The organism is Streptomyces sp., from assembly GCF_031178505.1.
Classification (GTDB): domain Bacteria; phylum Actinomycetota; class Actinomycetes; order Streptomycetales; family Streptomycetaceae; genus Streptomyces; species Streptomyces gulbargensis.
Window position 1 is genome coordinate 1 of the sequence record NZ_JAPSIW010000067.1, and the last position, 16259, is coordinate 16259.

Here is a 16259-nt window from a genome sequence, read left to right on the forward strand (position 1 = left end):
TCGTATCGGTGGGCGAGGCACACGACGAGAACGGTGCGGCCGTCGTACGGCCGGGCCGCCGGACGCCTAGCGGGGACCGCCCGACCCGCGCGCGCCGCCCGTCAGGTCGTGCTCCAGCGCGCGCTCCACGGCGGTCAGCGGCAGATCGGCACGCAGCCGTTCCGGGTGGCCGGGAGGGGGCACCTCCCACCGCACCCCGCGCCGGACGGGCTCGTAGGCGTCCGTCCTGCCGCAGACGCACAGCATCCCGTACGTGACCAGACCGTCCCACAGGCCACGCACGAACCGGCGGGGGAGCAGGTGATCCATCGTCGCCCTCCAGTCGGCCGGTGTGTCCGCGGTGTCCGCGGCGGCCACCGTCCGCCGCGGCGCTCGAGTGCGCGCGGTGCCGGGGTGGAGCGGTGCCGGGGCGGGACGGCGTCCCGCGGGCTCGTGCCGTGCCACCTGCCGTCGCGGCGACGGGTTCGAGCGGTGCGCGAGGGCCGCCCGAGCGGATCACGAGCGGTTCCGGACAGGGTCGGGTGCACGGCCGCCGAAAACGCCGAAACGATAAAGCGGCCCGGCGGAGACGCCTCGAACGACGAAGGGTGTGGACGATGCCGGAAGCGCGAGTGCACCGCGTGGTCAGCGAAGTGACCGCATCGGCCCCGGCCGGCGTGATGTACGGGCTGATCGCCGACGCCTCCCAGTGGCCCCTGTTCTTCCCACCGTGTGTCCACGTCGAGCAGCTGGACTTCGACGGGACACGGGAGCGGCTGCGCGTGTGGGCCGTGGCCGGGGACCGGATAGCCTCCTGGGTCTCCTCCCGCCGCCTGGACGTCGGACGCCGCCGTGTGGAGTTCACCAAGGACCTGCCCGACGCGCCGGTGGAGTCGATGAACGGCGTCTGGACGGTGCGGCCGCTGGGCGACCGCTGCCGGGTGACCCTGGAGCACACCTTCACCGTCGTCGGCGACGTGCCCGCCGACGCGGCCTGGGTGGAGCAGGTCACCCGCGACAACAGCCGCTCCCAGTTGGACCGGCTGGCCTGGCTCGCCGAACGCTGGACGCGACTCGACGACCTCGCCCTGTCCTTCGAGGACACCGTGCACGTCAAGGCGCCGGCGGAGCTGGTCGTCGACTTCCTGTACCGCGCCGCGGACTGGCCCGACGCGCTGCCCCACGTCAGCGCGCTGCACGTGGTCGAGGAGGTTCCCGGCGTCCAGGTCATGTCGATGGGCAGTCTGTCGGCCGACGGGAGCGCGGTGAGCACCGAGTCCGTGCGCATCTGCTTCCCGAGCGCGGGCCGCATCGTCTACAAGCAGACCAGGACCTCGCCGCTGCTGGCCGCGCACACCGGGGAGTGGTCCGTCGAACCCGACGAGTCGGGCCTCAACCTGACCGCGCGGCACAACGTCCTGCTCCGCGAGGAGGGCGTCGAGCAGGCGCACGGCGCGGACGGGGACCTGGCCGAGGTGCGCAGGCGCGTCCGGGACGACCTCGGTCGGGCCGGGCTCCTGGTGCTGCATCACGCCACCCAGCACGCCGCGGGCGCGGTGCGTGTCCTGTGACCACCTTCGCCAACCCCGACGGCCGCGCGGGCCGGCACCGCACCGGCATCTGGGACGACGGTGAGCCCGAGCACGCGGTCCATCTGGAGGCGGCGCTCGGCGACCCGTTCGACCCGGACAATCCGCACGGCCACCAGGCACTGCTGCACGCCGACGACGCCCGCGAGGTGCCCGCGGCCACCGAGGAGCTGCTCACCCGCGCGGGACTCGCCGCCGAGTTCGTCCCGCACGACGTCGGCGGACGCCTCACCGATCTGGAACGGCTCGCCCGCGTCCTGCGCCCCGTTTTCCGCCGCGACCTCGCCCTCGGCTACGGCTTCGGAGTCACCTCCCTGTTCGCCGCCTCGTCGGTGTGGACGGCGGGCGACGAACGGCAGCGGCGAGCACTGGCGCGGGTCCTGCTCGACGGCGGCCGGGTCTCGATCGTGCACCGCGAGGTCGCGCACGCCAACGCCATCCTGCGCAACGAACTCCGGGCGGTGCCCGCCCCCGGCGGCTACCTGCTGAACGGCCGCAAGGACGCCGTGATCAACGCCGACCGTACGGACGTCTTCGTCGCCTACGCCCGCACCAGCGCCGAGGACGGCCCCGGCAGCCACTCGGTGCTGCTCCTGGGCGCCGAACCGGTGCGCTCCGGCGAGGTGCGCCGGCTGGAGCGGGTACTCACCCCCGGCATGCGCGGCGCGCACTTCACCGGGCTGGCCCTCCTCGACGTGTTCCTGCCCGAGAGCGCCGTCGTCGGCGCCGTCGGGGACGGGGTCACCCTCGCCCTGCGCAGCTTCCAGATCAGCCACTGCCTGGTGCCGGGCATCGTGCTCGCGGGCGTGGACGGAGTGCTGCGGCAGGCCGTGCGCGCGGCCACCGAGAACCGCCCCGGCGGACAGCCCGCACGCCGCTGGCACCGGGCCCTGGCCGGTGTCTTCGCCGACCTGCTGGCCTGCGACGCCATGGCCGTCACCGGACTGCGCGCGCTCAGCCTCGTACCGCAGGACGCGTACCTGCTCGCCGCGGCCGTCAAGTACACGATGCCGGACCTGCTGCGCGAGGACCTGGAGGACCTGGCCGCCGTGCTGGGCGCCCGCGGCTACGACCGCGGACCGCTGTACGGCGGCTTCCAGAAGCTCGCCCGGGACCTGCCCGTGGCCGGGCTCGGGCACTCCGGCACCGCGGTGTGCCAGGCGGTGCTCGTGCCGCAGCTGCCGGCGCTGGCCCGCACCGCCTGGTTCCGGACCCCGGAGCCGCCCGCCGAGCTGTTCCGGCCGGGTGCGCCGCTGCCCGCGTTCGACCACCGCAGACTGACGCACTCCGGAACGGACGACCTGCTCACCGCCACGCTCATCGGCGTCGCCGAACGCCTCGGAGCCCAGCCCCCCGAAGGGCCGCAGCACGCGGCACTGGCCGCGCTGGCGCGGACGTTCGTCGAGGAACTGCGGGTGCTGCGCGCACGGTGCGCGGCTCTGCCCGTCTCCGGCAGCACCGCGTTCGACCCACAGGCCTGTGCCCTGGCCGACCGCTACGCCCTCGTCCTGGCCGCCGCCGCCTGTCTGGGCGTGTGGGAGGCACAGTCGGGCGGCGACTCGTTCCTCTCCCGGCCGGCCTGGGCCGTTCTCGCCCTGAGCCGGATCGGGCGCAGACTCGGGGCCCCGGTGCCCGACCTGCCGCCCGGGCTCGAGGCGGAGGTCCTGGCGGAGGTGCTCGAGCGCAGCCTCCGGCGGCGCAGCCTCGACCTGTACGGAACGGAACTGGCCGGCTGAGCGGCCGGTCACCGGGGACCGGGGCACGGGACGGCACCCGCCGGGCGGGCGGCTCGCCGGCCCCGGACCCACCCCCGGCCCCGCGCACAGCGGACCGGACCGGGACTACACGCAGGGAGACGACGATGGACCGGGTGACGATCGCCGCGCCCCTTCACGTACCGCGGCCCGCGGGCCCCTGGCACGGGGTGCGCGAGAACCTCTCGCAGCTCGGCAACGCGCTGGTCTACACGACGTGGAGCGAGTGGCTGCCCAGCGTGCTGACCACCCCCCGGCTGCGCCAGCTGCTCGGCCCCGACTGGGACAGGTACCGGCGTACTCCCGACGCCGCCGTGCGCTACCGGTTCGCCGCGGCGCGGCTGCTCATCAAGTACACGGCCGCCGCGGCCCTGGACACCCCGCCGGAGTACCTCGACCTCGCCTACCGGCTGGCCGGACGGCCGTACCTGCGGGGCTTCGACCAGATCGAACTCAGCCTCAGCCACACCGGTGACGTCCTGGCCGTGGGGCTCAGCCGAACCGGCCGCATCGGCGTCGACGTGGAGCCCGCCGACCGGTTCGTCCGCCTGGACCTGCTGCGCCGCCAGATCCTCACCCCCGTCGAGGAGCAGGAGATCGCCGAGCTGCCCGAGAGCCGGCGGGGCCCGCACGTACTGAGGCTGTGGACCCTCAAGGAGGCCTACAGCAAGGCGCTCGGACAGGGACTGCGCCTCGGCTTCAAGCAGTTCGGCTTCAGTACCGAGGGCCGGTTGCGCGCTCCCGACGGCAGCTCGGCCACGCGCGGCGAGTGGGGCTTCGACACCTACCCGGTCATGGAGCGCTATCTGCTCAGCGTCGCCTGCCACGACGCGGGGCTGAACACCGCGGGTGACACCTCCGTCGAGACCATGCTGGACCGGGGGTTCCTCTCCGCGATGGCCCAGCCGCCGGCTGACGGCGCCGGGTCCGCCGGGCGGCCGTAGGGCCTGTCCGGCGGATCGTGCCGCAGACGGGCCCGGGGCCCGAGCGGCTCTGTGGCGCTTCTGTGGTCGCGTCAGTCTCCCGTCAGCCGTCTGCCATCCCCGTCTGCGACGCTGCCGTCAAGGAGCGCCGTGCTCTCGGACACGCCCGGCCGCCGGGCGGGCCGGAGCAGGGCCCGTACCGGAGCAGCGATCTCGGGGAGGTGACCCATGGCGAGGCGGAACCGGCCGCGTGCCGGGCGGGGGCGAACCGACCGCAGGACCGTTTCGCCCGGCCGCCGAACGTGGCCGCAGTCCCTGCCGGTGACCTGGCAGCAGTACGAGGTGCTGCTCGACTCCTTCGCCCACCGGGGGGCCGGCCGTCACGTCGCGCAGTTGGCGTGGTGCTGGCACGGGCCGCTGGACACCGAGCGTTTCACCGCGGCCTGGCAGTCGGTCACCGACCGGGAGATCGTCCTGCGGGCGGCCGTCGCCTGGGACACCTTCCCCCGGATCGTCTTCCACGAGCGCGCCCACGCCGAGGTGGACCACTGTCCGGCCGGCACCGACTGGGACGAACTGCTGGAGCGGGACCGTCTGCGCGGCTTCGACCTGCGCCGGCCCGGTCCGCTGCGCATCACGCTCGTCGACGCCGGCGAGCCCGGGGAGAGGCGCACCGCCGCCACCCACGTCCTGCTGACCTTCCACCATGCCCTGCTGGACGCCTGGAGCGTCTTCCTGCTCATGGAGGAGTTCTGCCGGGCCTACCTCGCCGACGGCGTGCTGCCCGGCGGGGAGCGGCGGCCCGACCTGCGGGACTGGACCCGCTGGCTGGACCACCAGGACACCCGCCCGGCCCGGGACTTCTGGAGCGGCGCCGCCCGGGACACGTCCGTGGCCGTGCTGCCCGCGCGGCCCGGACCGGCCACCGCGCAACGCGGGTCCGGGCGCGCCGAGGTCCGGCTGAGCGCCGCCGAGGCCGACCGGATCTACCGCTGGGCCGCCGCCCGTGCCGTGCCCGACTCCTGCGCCGTGCAGGCCGTCTGGGCGCTCCTGCTCTACCGGGCGGCCGGGGTGCGGGGCCCGGCGCCGGTGGGCTTCGGCGTGACCGTCTCCGGACGCGGCATCACCCTGGACTCGGTCGAGCGGCTGGTCGGACCGCTGCGCACCAGCGTGCCGATGGCGGTACGGGTCGACCCGGAGTCCTCGGTGCGCGGGCTCCTGACCGCGTTGCGTGACCGGGCGCTGGACATGGCCGCCTATGAGTGGGTGCCGACCGGGCAGATCCGGGAGTGGACCGGCCGCGACGGCCGGTCGAGCCTGATGGAGTCCCAGGTGGCCTGGGAGAACACCCCGCGCCCGTTGCCCGACCTCAGCGGCAGACTCGCCGACGCCGGCATCCGATTGGAGCCGCGTCGGGCGACCGACGGCCACACCTCGCTGCCCGCTGCCCTGCTGGCCCACCGCGCCGCCGACGGTTCGCTGACGCTGACCGTGGCCCACGACCGGGCCCGGCTCAGCGACGACGAGGCCTGGAAGCTCGCCGGTCACTGCGCCCGGCTGCTGCGCCGACTGCCGTCGACCACCGGGGAGGCGACCGTCGCCGACGTGCTGCGCGTGCTGGAGGGCGACCCGCCGCCGCGGGCCGCGCCGCCGCCACGCGGGCACCCGCCTCGCGCAGTCCGGCTCCGCCCGTACTCCACGGGCGGACGACCGGGGGTCGACCGTGCCGGGAGCGAGTCTTGACACCCTGAGCCGACCGACCACGAAGGAGGCGCCCATGCGCGACGGCACGGAGGAGTACTGCGAGATCGATATGGCTGTCTTCGGCATGGTCCCGGTGGGGGCCGCGCCGCCGTTGCGGCTGGCAGGGGCCGACGAGGACGACGACGAGTTCCTCACCATCGTGCGCAGCATCGACTGAGCAGCAACGACCGTTGTACGGCGGGCCCGTGGCCGCCGTGTCCGAGAGTGAGGATCCACGCGAGATGTCGCTGTCCGAGCAGCATCCGAAGGCCCCGGCGGTGCCCAGGTCGGTCGAGGAGTTCCTGAACGACGCCCAGCACGTCGCCGCCTTCACCACCGTCCGGCCCGACGGCACGCTCCACGTGGCCCCGGTCCGGTTCACCTGGGACGCGGCCGCCGGCCTGGCCAGGGTCATGACGGTCGACACCTCGCGCAAGGCCCGCAACCTGCTGGACGCGCCGGGCGGCCGGGTGGCGCTGTGCCAGGTGCACGGCTTCACCTGGGCCACGCTGGAGGGCACCGCGACGGTCGTGCGGGACCCGGCGAGGGTCGCCCTGGGGGCGAAGCTGTACACCAAGCGGTACTGGTCTCCGCCGCCCAGTCCGCCCGGCCGGGTGGTCATCGAGATCGAGGTCGACCGCGTCCTGCACCTGAACACCTGAACACCTGAGCGCCTGAACACCCGGGCATCCGGGAGCCGCGGGCGCGGCAACGTGGGACGGCACCGGCGGACCGCCGGTGCCGTCCCACGCACGTCCTCAGCCCGCCGCCGGCGGCGGGCTCCCGTCCGCCCACAGCAGCCGGAAGGACAGCAGGGTCAGCCGCCAGCCCTCGGGGGTGCGGCGCGCCGCTCCGTCGACGAAGGTGCCCGTGGCGAACAGCGGCGGCAACTCGCCCTGCGGGCGGGCGTGGTGCGCGTGGTGGACATGGGTGGACAGCAGATTCGCGCGGAGGACGGCGCGGTCGCCGTCGACCGTCACGACGGGCGGCGAGCCCAGGTGCTGCGTCGCCGCGAAGGCCGAGAGCGCCGCCGCGTGCCACGCGGCCATGCCGGCGCGTCCCTCGTGCCGGCTGATCGGGAACGCGACCACCGCGTCCTCGGTGAACAGCGCGGCCGCCCAGGCGTCGTCCAGTTCCTCGTCGTCGAGCGAGATCAGATAGCGGGCGAGCAGATCGGCTACCGCCGCGGCGGCGTCGGCCGCTGTTTCACCGGCGGTGAATTCATCGGTCATCCGGGTGGAAGTCATGTCTGAGAATGCCGTCACCGACACCCGGCCGGGCAAGTCGGCCTGGCGAAGACCTGACGTACCCGACGTTTCTCTGGCATTCCTTGTAGAAAACCTGTACCAACGGCTATTTACGGCCTTCTCCGCCCCTGGCAATACTGGCCGGACACCAGTGGGGAAGAGGGCATATGAGTTTCTTCGATGCGGATGTCATTGTAGTGGGGTCCGGTCCCACCGGACTCATGCTCGCGGGTGAATTGAGGCTCAATGGAGTCTCGGTCATCGTGCTCGACAAACTTTCGGAACCGATTCAGCAGTCACGGGCTCTCGGTTTTTCGGCGCGGACCATCGAGGAGTTCGACCAGCGTGGCCTGATGGCCCGTTTCGGCGAGGTCGGGGTCATTCCCGCCGGCCATTTCGGTGGCGTACCGCTCGACTACCAGATCGTCGAGGGCGGTTCCTACGGCGCCCGCGGCATCCCCCAGGCCCGCACCGAGGGCATCCTCGGCGGCTGGGCGCGGGAGCTGGGTGCCGAGGTGCGGCGCGGGGTGGAGGTCACCGGCCTGGACGCCGGCGACGACGGTGTGGAGGTGACCGCCCGGACGTCGGACGGCCCCCTGCGGCTGCGCGCCCGCCACGTGGTGGGCTGCGACGGCGCCCGCAGCATCGTGCGCACCCTCGCCGGCATCGACTTCCCCGGCACCGAACCGGCCATCGAGCTGCGTTTCGCCGACATCTCCGGCGTGCCGCTGCGTCCCCGCTTCAGCGGGGAGCGGGTCCCCGGCGGCATGATCATGGTGATGCCCATCGGGCCGGACCGCAGCCGCATCATCTACTTCGACGCCGCCGAACCGCTGCGCACCGCCCCCGGCCCCATCACCTTCGAGGAGGTCGCCGAGGCCTTCGAGCGGCTGTCGGGCGAGGACATCAGCGCCGCCACCCCGCTGTGGGTCAGCTCCACCACCGACGTCAGCCGACAGGCCGCGCAGTACCGCAAGGGCCGGGTCTTCCTCGCAGGCGACGCGGCCCACATCCACCTGCCCATCGGCGCCCAGGGCATGAGCGCGGGCATCCAGGACGCCGTGAACCTCGGCTGGAAGCTGGCCCTGGACGTCAAGGGCCTCGCGCCCGAGGGGCTGCTGGACACCTACCACAGCGAGCGGCACCCGGTCGGCGCCCGCATCCTCACCAACACCCTCGCCCAGCGCATCCTCTACCTCGGCGGTGACGACGTCGCCCCGATGCGCGAGGTCTTCGCCGAGCTGGTGCACAGCCACGAGTCGGTCCAGCGCCACCTGGTCGGCATGGTCACCGGCCTGGACATCCGGCACGACGTCGGCGGCGGCGACCACCCGCTGCTGGGTCGCCGCCTGCCCGAGCGTGAGCTGATCGTCGACGGCGAGAAGGTGTCCAGCACCACGCTGCTGCACCCAGGGCGTCCCGTGCTCCTGGAGCTCTCCGGCGACCACGGGCTGCGGGCCGCGGCCGCGGGCTGGTCGGACCGCGTCGACGTGATCGCCGCGGAATTCGACTGCGACGTTCCCGTGGACGGCATCCTCGTCCGCCCCGACGGCTACGTCGCCTGGGTCGCCGGTCTCGGTGCCGGGGCCGACGGTCTCACCGCCGCCCTCGGCCGCTGGTTCGGCCCCTCCGCCTGACCGCCTCGGGCCGCAGCGAAACAGTCCGCACCCCACACCAAGGAAGCGAAGGATCGATCCATGCCCATCATCTCCGCCGAGGACAAGCACCTCACCGTCCTGAACCTGTTCACCACGGACACTCCCGAGAAGCAGGCCAAGCTGATCGAGGAGATGACCAAGATCGTCAACGCGGCCACGTACGAGGGCTGGATGTCCTCCACCGTCCACTCGGGCATCGACGGCTACGGCACCCTCAACTTCATCCAGTGGCGCAGCGGCGAGGACCTCGAGAAGCGCTACGAGGGCGAGGAGTTCAAGCACCGCACGCTCCCGGTGTTCGGCGAGATCACCACCTCGATCCGGCTGATGCAGAACGAGGTCGCCCACACGCTGACCTCCGACGCCCTCGGCGGCAAGATCGAGATCGGCCCGGACCGTGACGACTACACCGTCTTCACGCTCTTCCCGGTCACCGAGGACGGCGTGGACGAGGCGGTCGACGCCCTCGGCCCCGGCCAGGCGTTCCTCGCCGACGTGCCCGGCTTCCGCGCCCACGTCGTGCTCAAGGGCCTGCGCGCCCGCGGCATCGAGGGCTCCTTCGTCATCTCCTACTCCCAGTGGGACAGCAAGGAGGCCTTCGAGGTCTACCGCGACCAGGCCGTCGAGGAGCAGCCCGACGCCCGCAAGGCGGCCGTGGCCCGCGTCCGCGCCGTCGTCACCGGCCAGCCCTACCTCAACACCTACCGGGTCGTGCACACGCGCTCCGCCGGGGAGTGAGCCGGGCCGGCGCGCCGTAGGACGGCACACGCATCCGCACGCCTCCGGAACGTCCGCTCCCTCGCACTGGATCACGCGGAGGACGGCCGGTCCGGGGGCGTGCGCGCCTGTGCGCCGCCGGACCGCCACCGGCTCAGGTGGAACTCAGGTATCCCCCGTGCGGGCCGCTACCGCCTGGCCACACCGTCGAGGGCAATGGAGCCGAACGCGGCCGCCGGGCCGGGGCAGTCCGCTCCGCGACCCCTCCCACGCAACCGCCGAGGAGCTAAACCTTATGCACAGCACGCTGATTGTCGCCCGGATGGCAGCCGCCTCGAGCAACGACGTGGCGCGGCTGTTCGCCGACTTCGACGCGACGGACATGCCCCACCGCATGGGGACGCGGCGCCGCCAGCTGTTCTCCTACCGGGGCCTGTACTTCCACCTCCAGGACTTCGACGAGGACAACGGCGGCGAGCTGATCGAGGCCGCCAAGACCGACGAGCGCTTCGTCCGCATCAGCGAAGACCTCAAGCCCTTCATCGAGGCCTACGACCCGAAGACCTGGCGCTCGCCGGCCGACGCCATGGCCACCCGCTTCTACACCTGGGAGGCGTCGGCGTGAGCAGGCGACGCGTCGTCATCACCGGGATCGAGGTCATCGCCCCCGGCGGCGTCGGCAGGGAGAACTTCTGGAAGCTGCTGAGCAACGGCCGTACGGCCACGCGCGGCATCACCTTCTTCGATCCCACGCCGTTCCGCTCCCGGGTGGCCGCCGAGGCCGACTTCGACCCCTACGAGCACGGTCTGACTCCGCAGGAGGTCCGCCGGCTGGACCGGGCCGCGCAGTTCGCCGTCGTCGCCTCGCGAGGCGCCGTCACCGACAGCGGCATCGACCTGGCCGCGCACGAGCCGCACCGGGTCGGTGTCACCGTCGGCAGCGCCGTCGGCGCCACCATGGGGCTGGACCAGGAGTACCGGGTCGTCAGCGACGGAGGCCGGCTGGACCTCGTCGACCACCGCTACGCGGTCCCGCACCTGTACGACTACATGGTGCCCAGCTCCTTCGCGGCCGAGGTCGCCTGGGCCGTGGGCGCCGAGGGGCCCAGCACCGTCGTCTCCACCGGCTGCACCTCCGGCATCGACTCGGTCGGCTACGCCGTGGAGCTGGTCCGCGAGGGCTCCGCCGACGTGGTGGTCGCCGGTTCCTCGGACGCCCCGATCTCACCGATCACCATGGCCTGCTTCGACGCGATCAAGGCCACCACCCCGCGCCACGACGAACCGGAGTGCGCCTCCCGGCCCTTCGACGCCACCCGCAACGGGTTCGTGCTCGGCGAGGGCGCGGCCTTCTTCGTCCTGGAGGAGCTGGAGAGCGCACGGGCGCGCGGCGCGCACATCTACGCCGAGATCGCCGGGTACTCCACGCGCTCCAACGCCTACCACATGACGGGCCTGCGCCCCGACGGCGCGGAGATGGCCGAGGCGATCACCCTCGCGCTCGACGAGGCCCGGCTGAACCCGGAGGCCGTCGACTACATCAACGCGCACGGTTCGGGCACCAAGCAGAACGACCGGCACGAGACCGCCGCGTTCAAGCGCAGCCTCGGCGAGCACGCCCGCCGCACCCCGGTCAGCTCCATCAAGTCGATGGTCGGACACTCGCTGGGCGCCATCGGCTCCATCGAGATCGCGGCCTCGGCGCTGGCCATGGAGTACGACGTCGTACCGCCGACGGCCAACCTGCACACGCCGGACCCGGAGTGCGACCTCGACTACGTGCCCGTGGTCGCCCGCGACCAGCTGGTCGACGCCGTGCTGAGCGTCGGCAGCGGCTTCGGCGGCTTCCAGAGCGCCATGGTGCTGGCCAGCCCGGAGAGGAGCCTCGTATGACCGCCACGGTGGTGGTGACCGGCCTGGGCATCGCGGCGCCCAACGGCCTCGGAATCCAGGACTACTGGTCGGCGACGCTGAGCGGCAAGCACGGCATCGGCCGGATCACCCGCTTCGACCCGTCGGGCTACCCCGCCAGGCTGGCCGGTCAGCTCTCGGGCTTCGAGGCCGCCGACCACCTGCCCAGCCGTCTCCTGCCGCAGACCGACCGGGTCACCCGGCTCGCGCTGGTGGCCGCGGACTGGGCGCTGAAGGACGCGGACACCGACCCCGCGCAGCGGCCCGAGTTCGACATGGGCGTCATCACGGCGTCGGCCGCGGGCGGTTACGAGTTCGGCCAGGGCGAGCTGCAGAACCTGTGGAGCCGGGGCAGCCAGCACGTCAGTGCCTACCAGTCCTTCGCGTGGTTCTACGCGGTCAACAGCGGGCAGATCTCCATCCGCAACGGGATGAAGGGGCCCTCCGGCGTCGTCGTCAGCGAGGGCGCGGGCGGTCTGGACGCCGTCGCCCAGGCCCGCCGGCAGATCCGCAAGGGCACGTCGCTGATCGTGACCGGCGCCATCGACGCCTCGATCTGCCCGTGGGGCTGGGTCGGGCAGCTCTCCACCGGGAAGCTGTCCACGAGCGAGGAACCGGACCGCGCCTACGTGCCGTTCGACCGCGACGCGCACGGCTACGTACCCGGCGAGGGCGGCGCGATCCTCATCGCCGAGGACGCCGACACCGCCCGGGAACGCGGCGCCCGCGTCTACGGCGAGATCGCCGGATACGGCGCCACCATCGACCCCCGGCCCGGCAGCGACCGCGAACCGGGCCTGCGCAAGGCGATCGAGGTCGCCCTCGCCGACGCCGGGGCCGACGCCCGCGACATCGACGTGGTCTTCGCCGACGGCGCCGGCGACCCGGCGGGCGACCTCGTCGAAGCACTCGCCATCAGCGCCGTCTTCGGGGACCACGGCGTCGCGGTGACCGTGCCCAAGACGATGACCGGACGCCTGTACTCGGGCGGTGCGCCGCTGGACCTCGCGGCCGCCTTCCTGACGATGCGCGACGGAGTCGTCCCGCCCACCGTCCACGTCGAACCCTGCGCCGACTACCCGCTCGACCTCGTCCTCGACGAACCACGCCGGACCGAGGTGCGCACCGCGCTGGTCCTGGCCCGCGGCAACGGCGGATTCAACTCCGCCATGGTCGTACGCGCCACCCGCTAGCCGACCCGCGGTGCCCACCGGGGCACCGGCGGATCCCACCGACGAAAGGGACCCACCATGGCCACCAAGCTGTTCGCCCTCGAGGACCTCAAGCGCACCCTGCGGGAGGCCGCGGGCGTCGCCGAGGGCGTCGACCTGGACGGCGACATCCTCGACACCGAGTTCGAGGTGATCGGTTACGAGTCGCTCGCGCTGCTGGAGACCGGGAGCCTCATCGAGCGCGAGTACGGCATCTCCCTCGACGAGGAGGCCGTGAGCGAGGCCAACACCCCGCGCGCCTTCATCGACGTCGTCAACGCACAGCTCGCCCCGGCCCAGGCCGCCTGAAGGAGAGCGGACATGTCACAGAGCACCACACCCAAGGTCGCCATCGTCACCGGCGCCACCAGCGGCATCGGCCTGGCCTCCGCCCGGCTGCTCGGCACGCAGGGCCACCGGGTCTTCATCGGCGCCCGCAACGCCGAGAACGTCGCCGCCACCGTCAAGGAACTCCAGGGCGAGGGCATCGACGCGGACGGCGCGGTCGTCGACGTCCGCGACACGGAGTCCGTCAACGGCTGGGTCCAGGCCGCCGTCGACCGCTTCGGCGGCGTCGACGTCGTCGTCAACAACGCCGGCCGCTCCGGCGGCGGCCCCACCGCCGACATCGCGGACGAGCTGTGGGACGACGTGATCGACACCAACCTCAACAGCGTCTTCCGCGTCACCCGCGCCGCCCTGACCATCGGCGGCCTGCGCGCCAAGGACCGCGGCCGGATCATCAACGTCGCCTCCACCGCGGGCAAGCAGGGCGTCGTCCTGGGCGCCCCGTACTCGGCCTCCAAGCACGGCGTCGTCGGCTTCACCAAGGCACTGGGCAACGAGCTGGCCCCCACCGGCATCACCGTCAACGCGGTCTGCCCCGGCTACGTCGAGACCCCGATGGCCCAGCGCGTGCGCCAGGGATACGCCGCCGCCTACGACACCTCCGAGGACGCCATCCTCGAGAAGTTCCAGGCGAAGATCCCCCTCGGCCGCTACTCCACCCCCGAGGAGGTCGCCGGCCTCGTCGGCTACCTGGCCTCCGACACCGCCGCGTCCATCACCTCGCAGGCCCTCAACGTCTGCGGCGGCCTCGGCAACTTCTGACGCACCCGGCACCCGACCCCTTCCCGAGGAGTGAGCCTCATGACGACACGTGAGGTCGAGCACGAGATCACGATCGGCGCACCGGCCGACGCCGTCTACCAGCTGCTCGCGGACGTGACCAACTGGCCGCGCATCTTCCCGCCCACCATCCACGTGGACCGCACCGAGGCCGACGGCGACCAGGAACGCATCCACATCTGGGCGACCGCCAACGGCCAGGCCAAGGAGTGGACCTCGCGCCGCACGCTCGACCGCGAGAACCTGACCATCACCTTCCGCCAGGAGATCCCGGCCGCCCCGGTCAAGCACATGGGCGGCACCTGGATCATCGAGCCGCTCGCCGACGACCGGTCGCGGGTGCGGCTCCTGCACGACTACAGCGCCGTCGGCGACGACCCGCACGACCTGCTGTGGATCGAGCAGGCCGTGGACAAGAACAGCACCTCCGAGCTGGCCGCCCTGAAGGTCAACGTCGAGGCCGCGCACGCCGCCGCCACCGAGGAGCTGACGTTCTCCTTCACCGACACCGTGCTGATCGACGGCGCCGCCAAGGACGTCTTCGACTTCATCAACGAGGCCCAGCTGTGGGCCGAACGGCTCCCGCACGTCGCCGTGGTGCGCCTGACCGAGGACACCCCGGGGCTGCAGGAGCTGGAGATGGACACCCGCGCCAAGGACGGCTCGGTGCACACCACCAAGTCCTACCGGGTGGTCTTCCCGCACCACAAGATCGCCTACAAGCAGGTCACGCTGCCCGCGCTCATGACCCTGCACACGGGCGAGTGGACCTTCGAGGAGACCGACGCGGGCACCCTCGCCTCCTCCCAGCACACCGTCACCCTCAACACGGAGAACATCGCGCGCATCCTCGGCCCCGACGCCACCGTGGCCGACGCCCGCGAGTACGTGCACACCGCCCTGTCCACCAACAGCAGCGCCACCCTCTCCCACGCCAAGGCCCACGCCGAGCAGAAGAAGGCCTGACCATGGCAGCCGACCGCCTGTCGACCGACGTGATCGTCGTCGGGGCCGGTCCCGTCGGGCTGATGCTCGCCGGTGAACTGGCCCACGGCGGCGTCGGTGTCGTCCTCGTGGAGAAGCGGCGCGCCCCGAACAACGAGTCGAGGGCCTCCACCCTGCACGCCCGCACCATGGAGATCTGCGAGATGCGCGGGCTGGTCCCCGACTTCGGCGACCCGCCGACCGAACCGCGCGGTCACTTCGGCGGCGTTCCGCTCGATCTGACACTGCCCAGCCCGTACCCGGGCCAGTGGAAGGTGCAGCAGACGAAGGCGGAGGCGGTCCTGGAGGAGTGGGCGCTGGGGCTGGGCGCCGAGCTCAAGTGCAAGCACGAACTGGTCGCCGTCGGAGAGGTGGGCGACCTCGTCGAGGCCGAGGCCGTCGGCAGCGACGGCGTGCTGCGCCTGAGCGCCCGCTATCTGGTCGCCTGCGACGGTGAGGACAGCACCGTACGCCGCCTGATCGGTGCCGACTTCCCCGGCCAGGACGCCCGCCGGGAACTGCTGCGGGCCGACGTCGTCGGCATCGACGTACCCAACCGGCGCTTCGAACGCCTGGAGCACGGGCTGGCCATCGCGGCCCGCCGCCCCGACGGGGTGACCCGGGTGATGGTGCACGAGTTCGGCTCGCCCGCCCGGCCCCGTGCGGGCGAGCCGGAGTTCGAGGAGATCGCCACCGTCTGGAAGCGCGTCACCGGCGAGGACATCAGCGGTGGCACCCCGCTGTGGGCCAACGCCTTCGGCGATGCCTCCCGGCAGCTCACCCACTACCGTCACGGCCGGATCCTGTTCGCCGGCGATGCCGCCCACCGGCAGATGCCGATCGGCGGCCAGGCCCTCAACCTGGGCGTCCAGGACGCCTTCAACCTCGGCTGGAAACTGGCGCTGCACCTGCGCGGCAAGGCACCCGCCGAACTGCTCGACAGCTACGACACCGAGCGGCACGCGGTCGGCCGACGGGTCCTCGCCAACATCCGGGCCCAGGCCCACCTGCTGCTCGGCAGCCCCGACGTGGAACCGCTGCGCGCCCTGCTCGGCGAACTCATCGGCCTCCCGGACGCACGGGCCCACCTCGCCGGCATGATCAGCGGCCTGGACGTGCGCTACGACGTGGGCGGCCCCGCCCATCCACTGCTCGGCGCCCGGATCCCGGACACCCCCCTGTGCGTCGGCCCCACCGAACGCCCGACCACCACCACCAAGCTGCTGCGCACCGGTGGCGGACTCCTGCTGGACCTGCGCGGGCCAGACGCCCGGCTGCCCGCCGTGGGCGGCTGGGCCGACCGGGTCACGTCCATGCCGGCCCGCCCCGAGCGGCCCGAGGACCTGGAGCACGCCGACCGCCTCCTGATGCGCCCCGACGGCCACATCGCCTGGGCCGGCCGGGGTGACGGCGAG

Annotated in this window: 17 protein-coding genes; 15 read left to right on the top strand and 2 right to left on the bottom strand. The window is 72.8% G+C overall.

Features of this window, described 5'->3' with window-relative positions; genetic code table 11:
* Positions 1–66 precede the first annotated feature (66 nt).
* Entirely contained in the window at positions 67–309 is a 243-nt protein-coding gene (locus RIF68_RS07965) for a DUF6059 family protein (RefSeq protein ID WP_164287228.1), read from the bottom strand.
* A 287-nt stretch (positions 310–596) separates the two neighbouring features.
* On the opposite strand from RIF68_RS07965, the gene RIF68_RS07970 reads away from it, so the two are divergent.
* The 6 genes from RIF68_RS07970 (at position 597) to RIF68_RS07995 (ending at position 6650) form a co-directional block, all read left to right on the top strand.
* Positions 597–1550 (top strand): aromatase/cyclase, encoded by a 954-nt coding sequence (locus RIF68_RS07970; RefSeq protein ID WP_164287230.1) that lies wholly within the window; start codon positions 597–599, stop codon positions 1548–1550.
* Positions 1547–3304 carry an acyl-CoA dehydrogenase gene (locus RIF68_RS07975; RefSeq protein WP_309050437.1) on the top strand — a complete coding sequence of 586 codons (1758 nt, stop codon included), beginning with the start codon at positions 1547–1549 and terminating at the stop codon, positions 3302–3304. Before RIF68_RS07970 ends, RIF68_RS07975 begins: the two co-directional genes overlap by 4 nt.
* Positions 3305–3429: 125 nt before the next feature.
* The gene (locus RIF68_RS07980; RefSeq protein ID WP_164287231.1) at positions 3430–4266 is read left to right on the top strand and encodes a 4'-phosphopantetheinyl transferase superfamily protein; all 837 of its coding nucleotides are present in this window, start codon (positions 3430–3432) and stop codon (positions 4264–4266) included.
* Between the two features lie 300 nt (positions 4267–4566).
* Positions 4567–5988: a condensation domain-containing protein gene (locus RIF68_RS07985; RefSeq protein ID WP_309050438.1), complete on the top strand. Its 1422-nt coding sequence runs from the start codon at positions 4567–4569 to the stop codon at positions 5986–5988.
* Between the two features lie 34 nt (positions 5989–6022).
* Positions 6023–6166 (top strand): hypothetical protein, encoded by a 144-nt coding sequence (locus tag RIF68_RS07990; protein ID WP_164289369.1) that lies wholly within the window; start codon positions 6023–6025, stop codon positions 6164–6166.
* A 64-nt stretch (positions 6167–6230) separates the two neighbouring features.
* Positions 6231–6650 (top strand): pyridoxamine 5'-phosphate oxidase family protein, encoded by a 420-nt coding sequence (locus tag RIF68_RS07995; RefSeq protein WP_309050439.1) that lies wholly within the window; start codon positions 6231–6233, stop codon positions 6648–6650.
* 96 nt (positions 6651–6746) lie between these two features.
* Here the strand turns inward: RIF68_RS07995 and RIF68_RS08000 are convergent, their stop codons facing one another.
* Positions 6747–7235 carry a nuclear transport factor 2 family protein gene (locus RIF68_RS08000; RefSeq protein WP_309050440.1) on the bottom strand — a complete coding sequence of 163 codons (489 nt, stop codon included), beginning with the start codon at positions 7233–7235 and terminating at the stop codon, positions 6747–6749.
* 167 nt (positions 7236–7402) lie between these two features.
* Here RIF68_RS08000 and RIF68_RS08005 point away from each other — a divergent pair, with 167 nt between their 5' ends.
* From RIF68_RS08005 to RIF68_RS08045, 9 genes are all read left to right on the top strand, one after another.
* Positions 7403–8872: an FAD-dependent monooxygenase gene (locus RIF68_RS08005; RefSeq protein WP_164289367.1), complete on the top strand. Its 1470-nt coding sequence runs from the start codon at positions 7403–7405 to the stop codon at positions 8870–8872.
* Positions 8873–8932: 60 nt separating this feature from the next.
* Complete coding sequence (locus RIF68_RS08010; protein ID WP_309050441.1) at positions 8933–9631, top strand: antibiotic biosynthesis monooxygenase family protein; 699 nt, start codon at positions 8933–8935, stop codon at positions 9629–9631.
* A gap of 274 nt (positions 9632–9905) precedes the next feature.
* Positions 9906–10235 carry a TcmI family type II polyketide cyclase gene (locus RIF68_RS08015; RefSeq protein WP_164289363.1) on the top strand — a complete coding sequence of 110 codons (330 nt, stop codon included), beginning with the start codon at positions 9906–9908 and terminating at the stop codon, positions 10233–10235.
* The gene (locus RIF68_RS08020; RefSeq protein WP_164289361.1) at positions 10232–11503 is read left to right on the top strand and encodes a beta-ketoacyl synthase; all 1272 of its coding nucleotides are present in this window, start codon (positions 10232–10234) and stop codon (positions 11501–11503) included. The genes RIF68_RS08015 and RIF68_RS08020 overlap by 4 nt, the downstream gene beginning before the upstream one ends.
* On the top strand, positions 11500–12714 hold the full coding sequence (locus RIF68_RS08025) for a ketosynthase chain-length factor (RefSeq protein ID WP_164289359.1): 1215 nt from the start codon (positions 11500–11502) through the stop codon (positions 12712–12714). Before RIF68_RS08020 ends, RIF68_RS08025 begins: the two co-directional genes overlap by 4 nt.
* 57 nt (positions 12715–12771) lie before the next feature.
* A complete protein-coding gene (locus RIF68_RS08030) occupies positions 12772–13041 on the top strand; it encodes an acyl carrier protein (protein WP_164289357.1) in 270 nt (89 codons plus the stop codon).
* 12 nt (positions 13042–13053) lie between these two features.
* The gene (gene fabG / locus RIF68_RS08035) at positions 13054–13842 is read left to right on the top strand and encodes a 3-oxoacyl-ACP reductase FabG (protein WP_309050442.1); all 789 of its coding nucleotides are present in this window, start codon (positions 13054–13056) and stop codon (positions 13840–13842) included.
* A gap of 39 nt (positions 13843–13881) precedes the next feature.
* Entirely contained in the window at positions 13882–14826 is a 945-nt protein-coding gene (locus tag RIF68_RS08040) for an aromatase/cyclase (RefSeq protein ID WP_309050443.1), read from the top strand.
* 2 nt (positions 14827–14828) lie between these two features.
* The coding region (locus RIF68_RS08045) for an FAD-dependent monooxygenase (protein ID WP_309050444.1) at positions 14829–16259 on the top strand (1431 nt) is incomplete at its 3' end.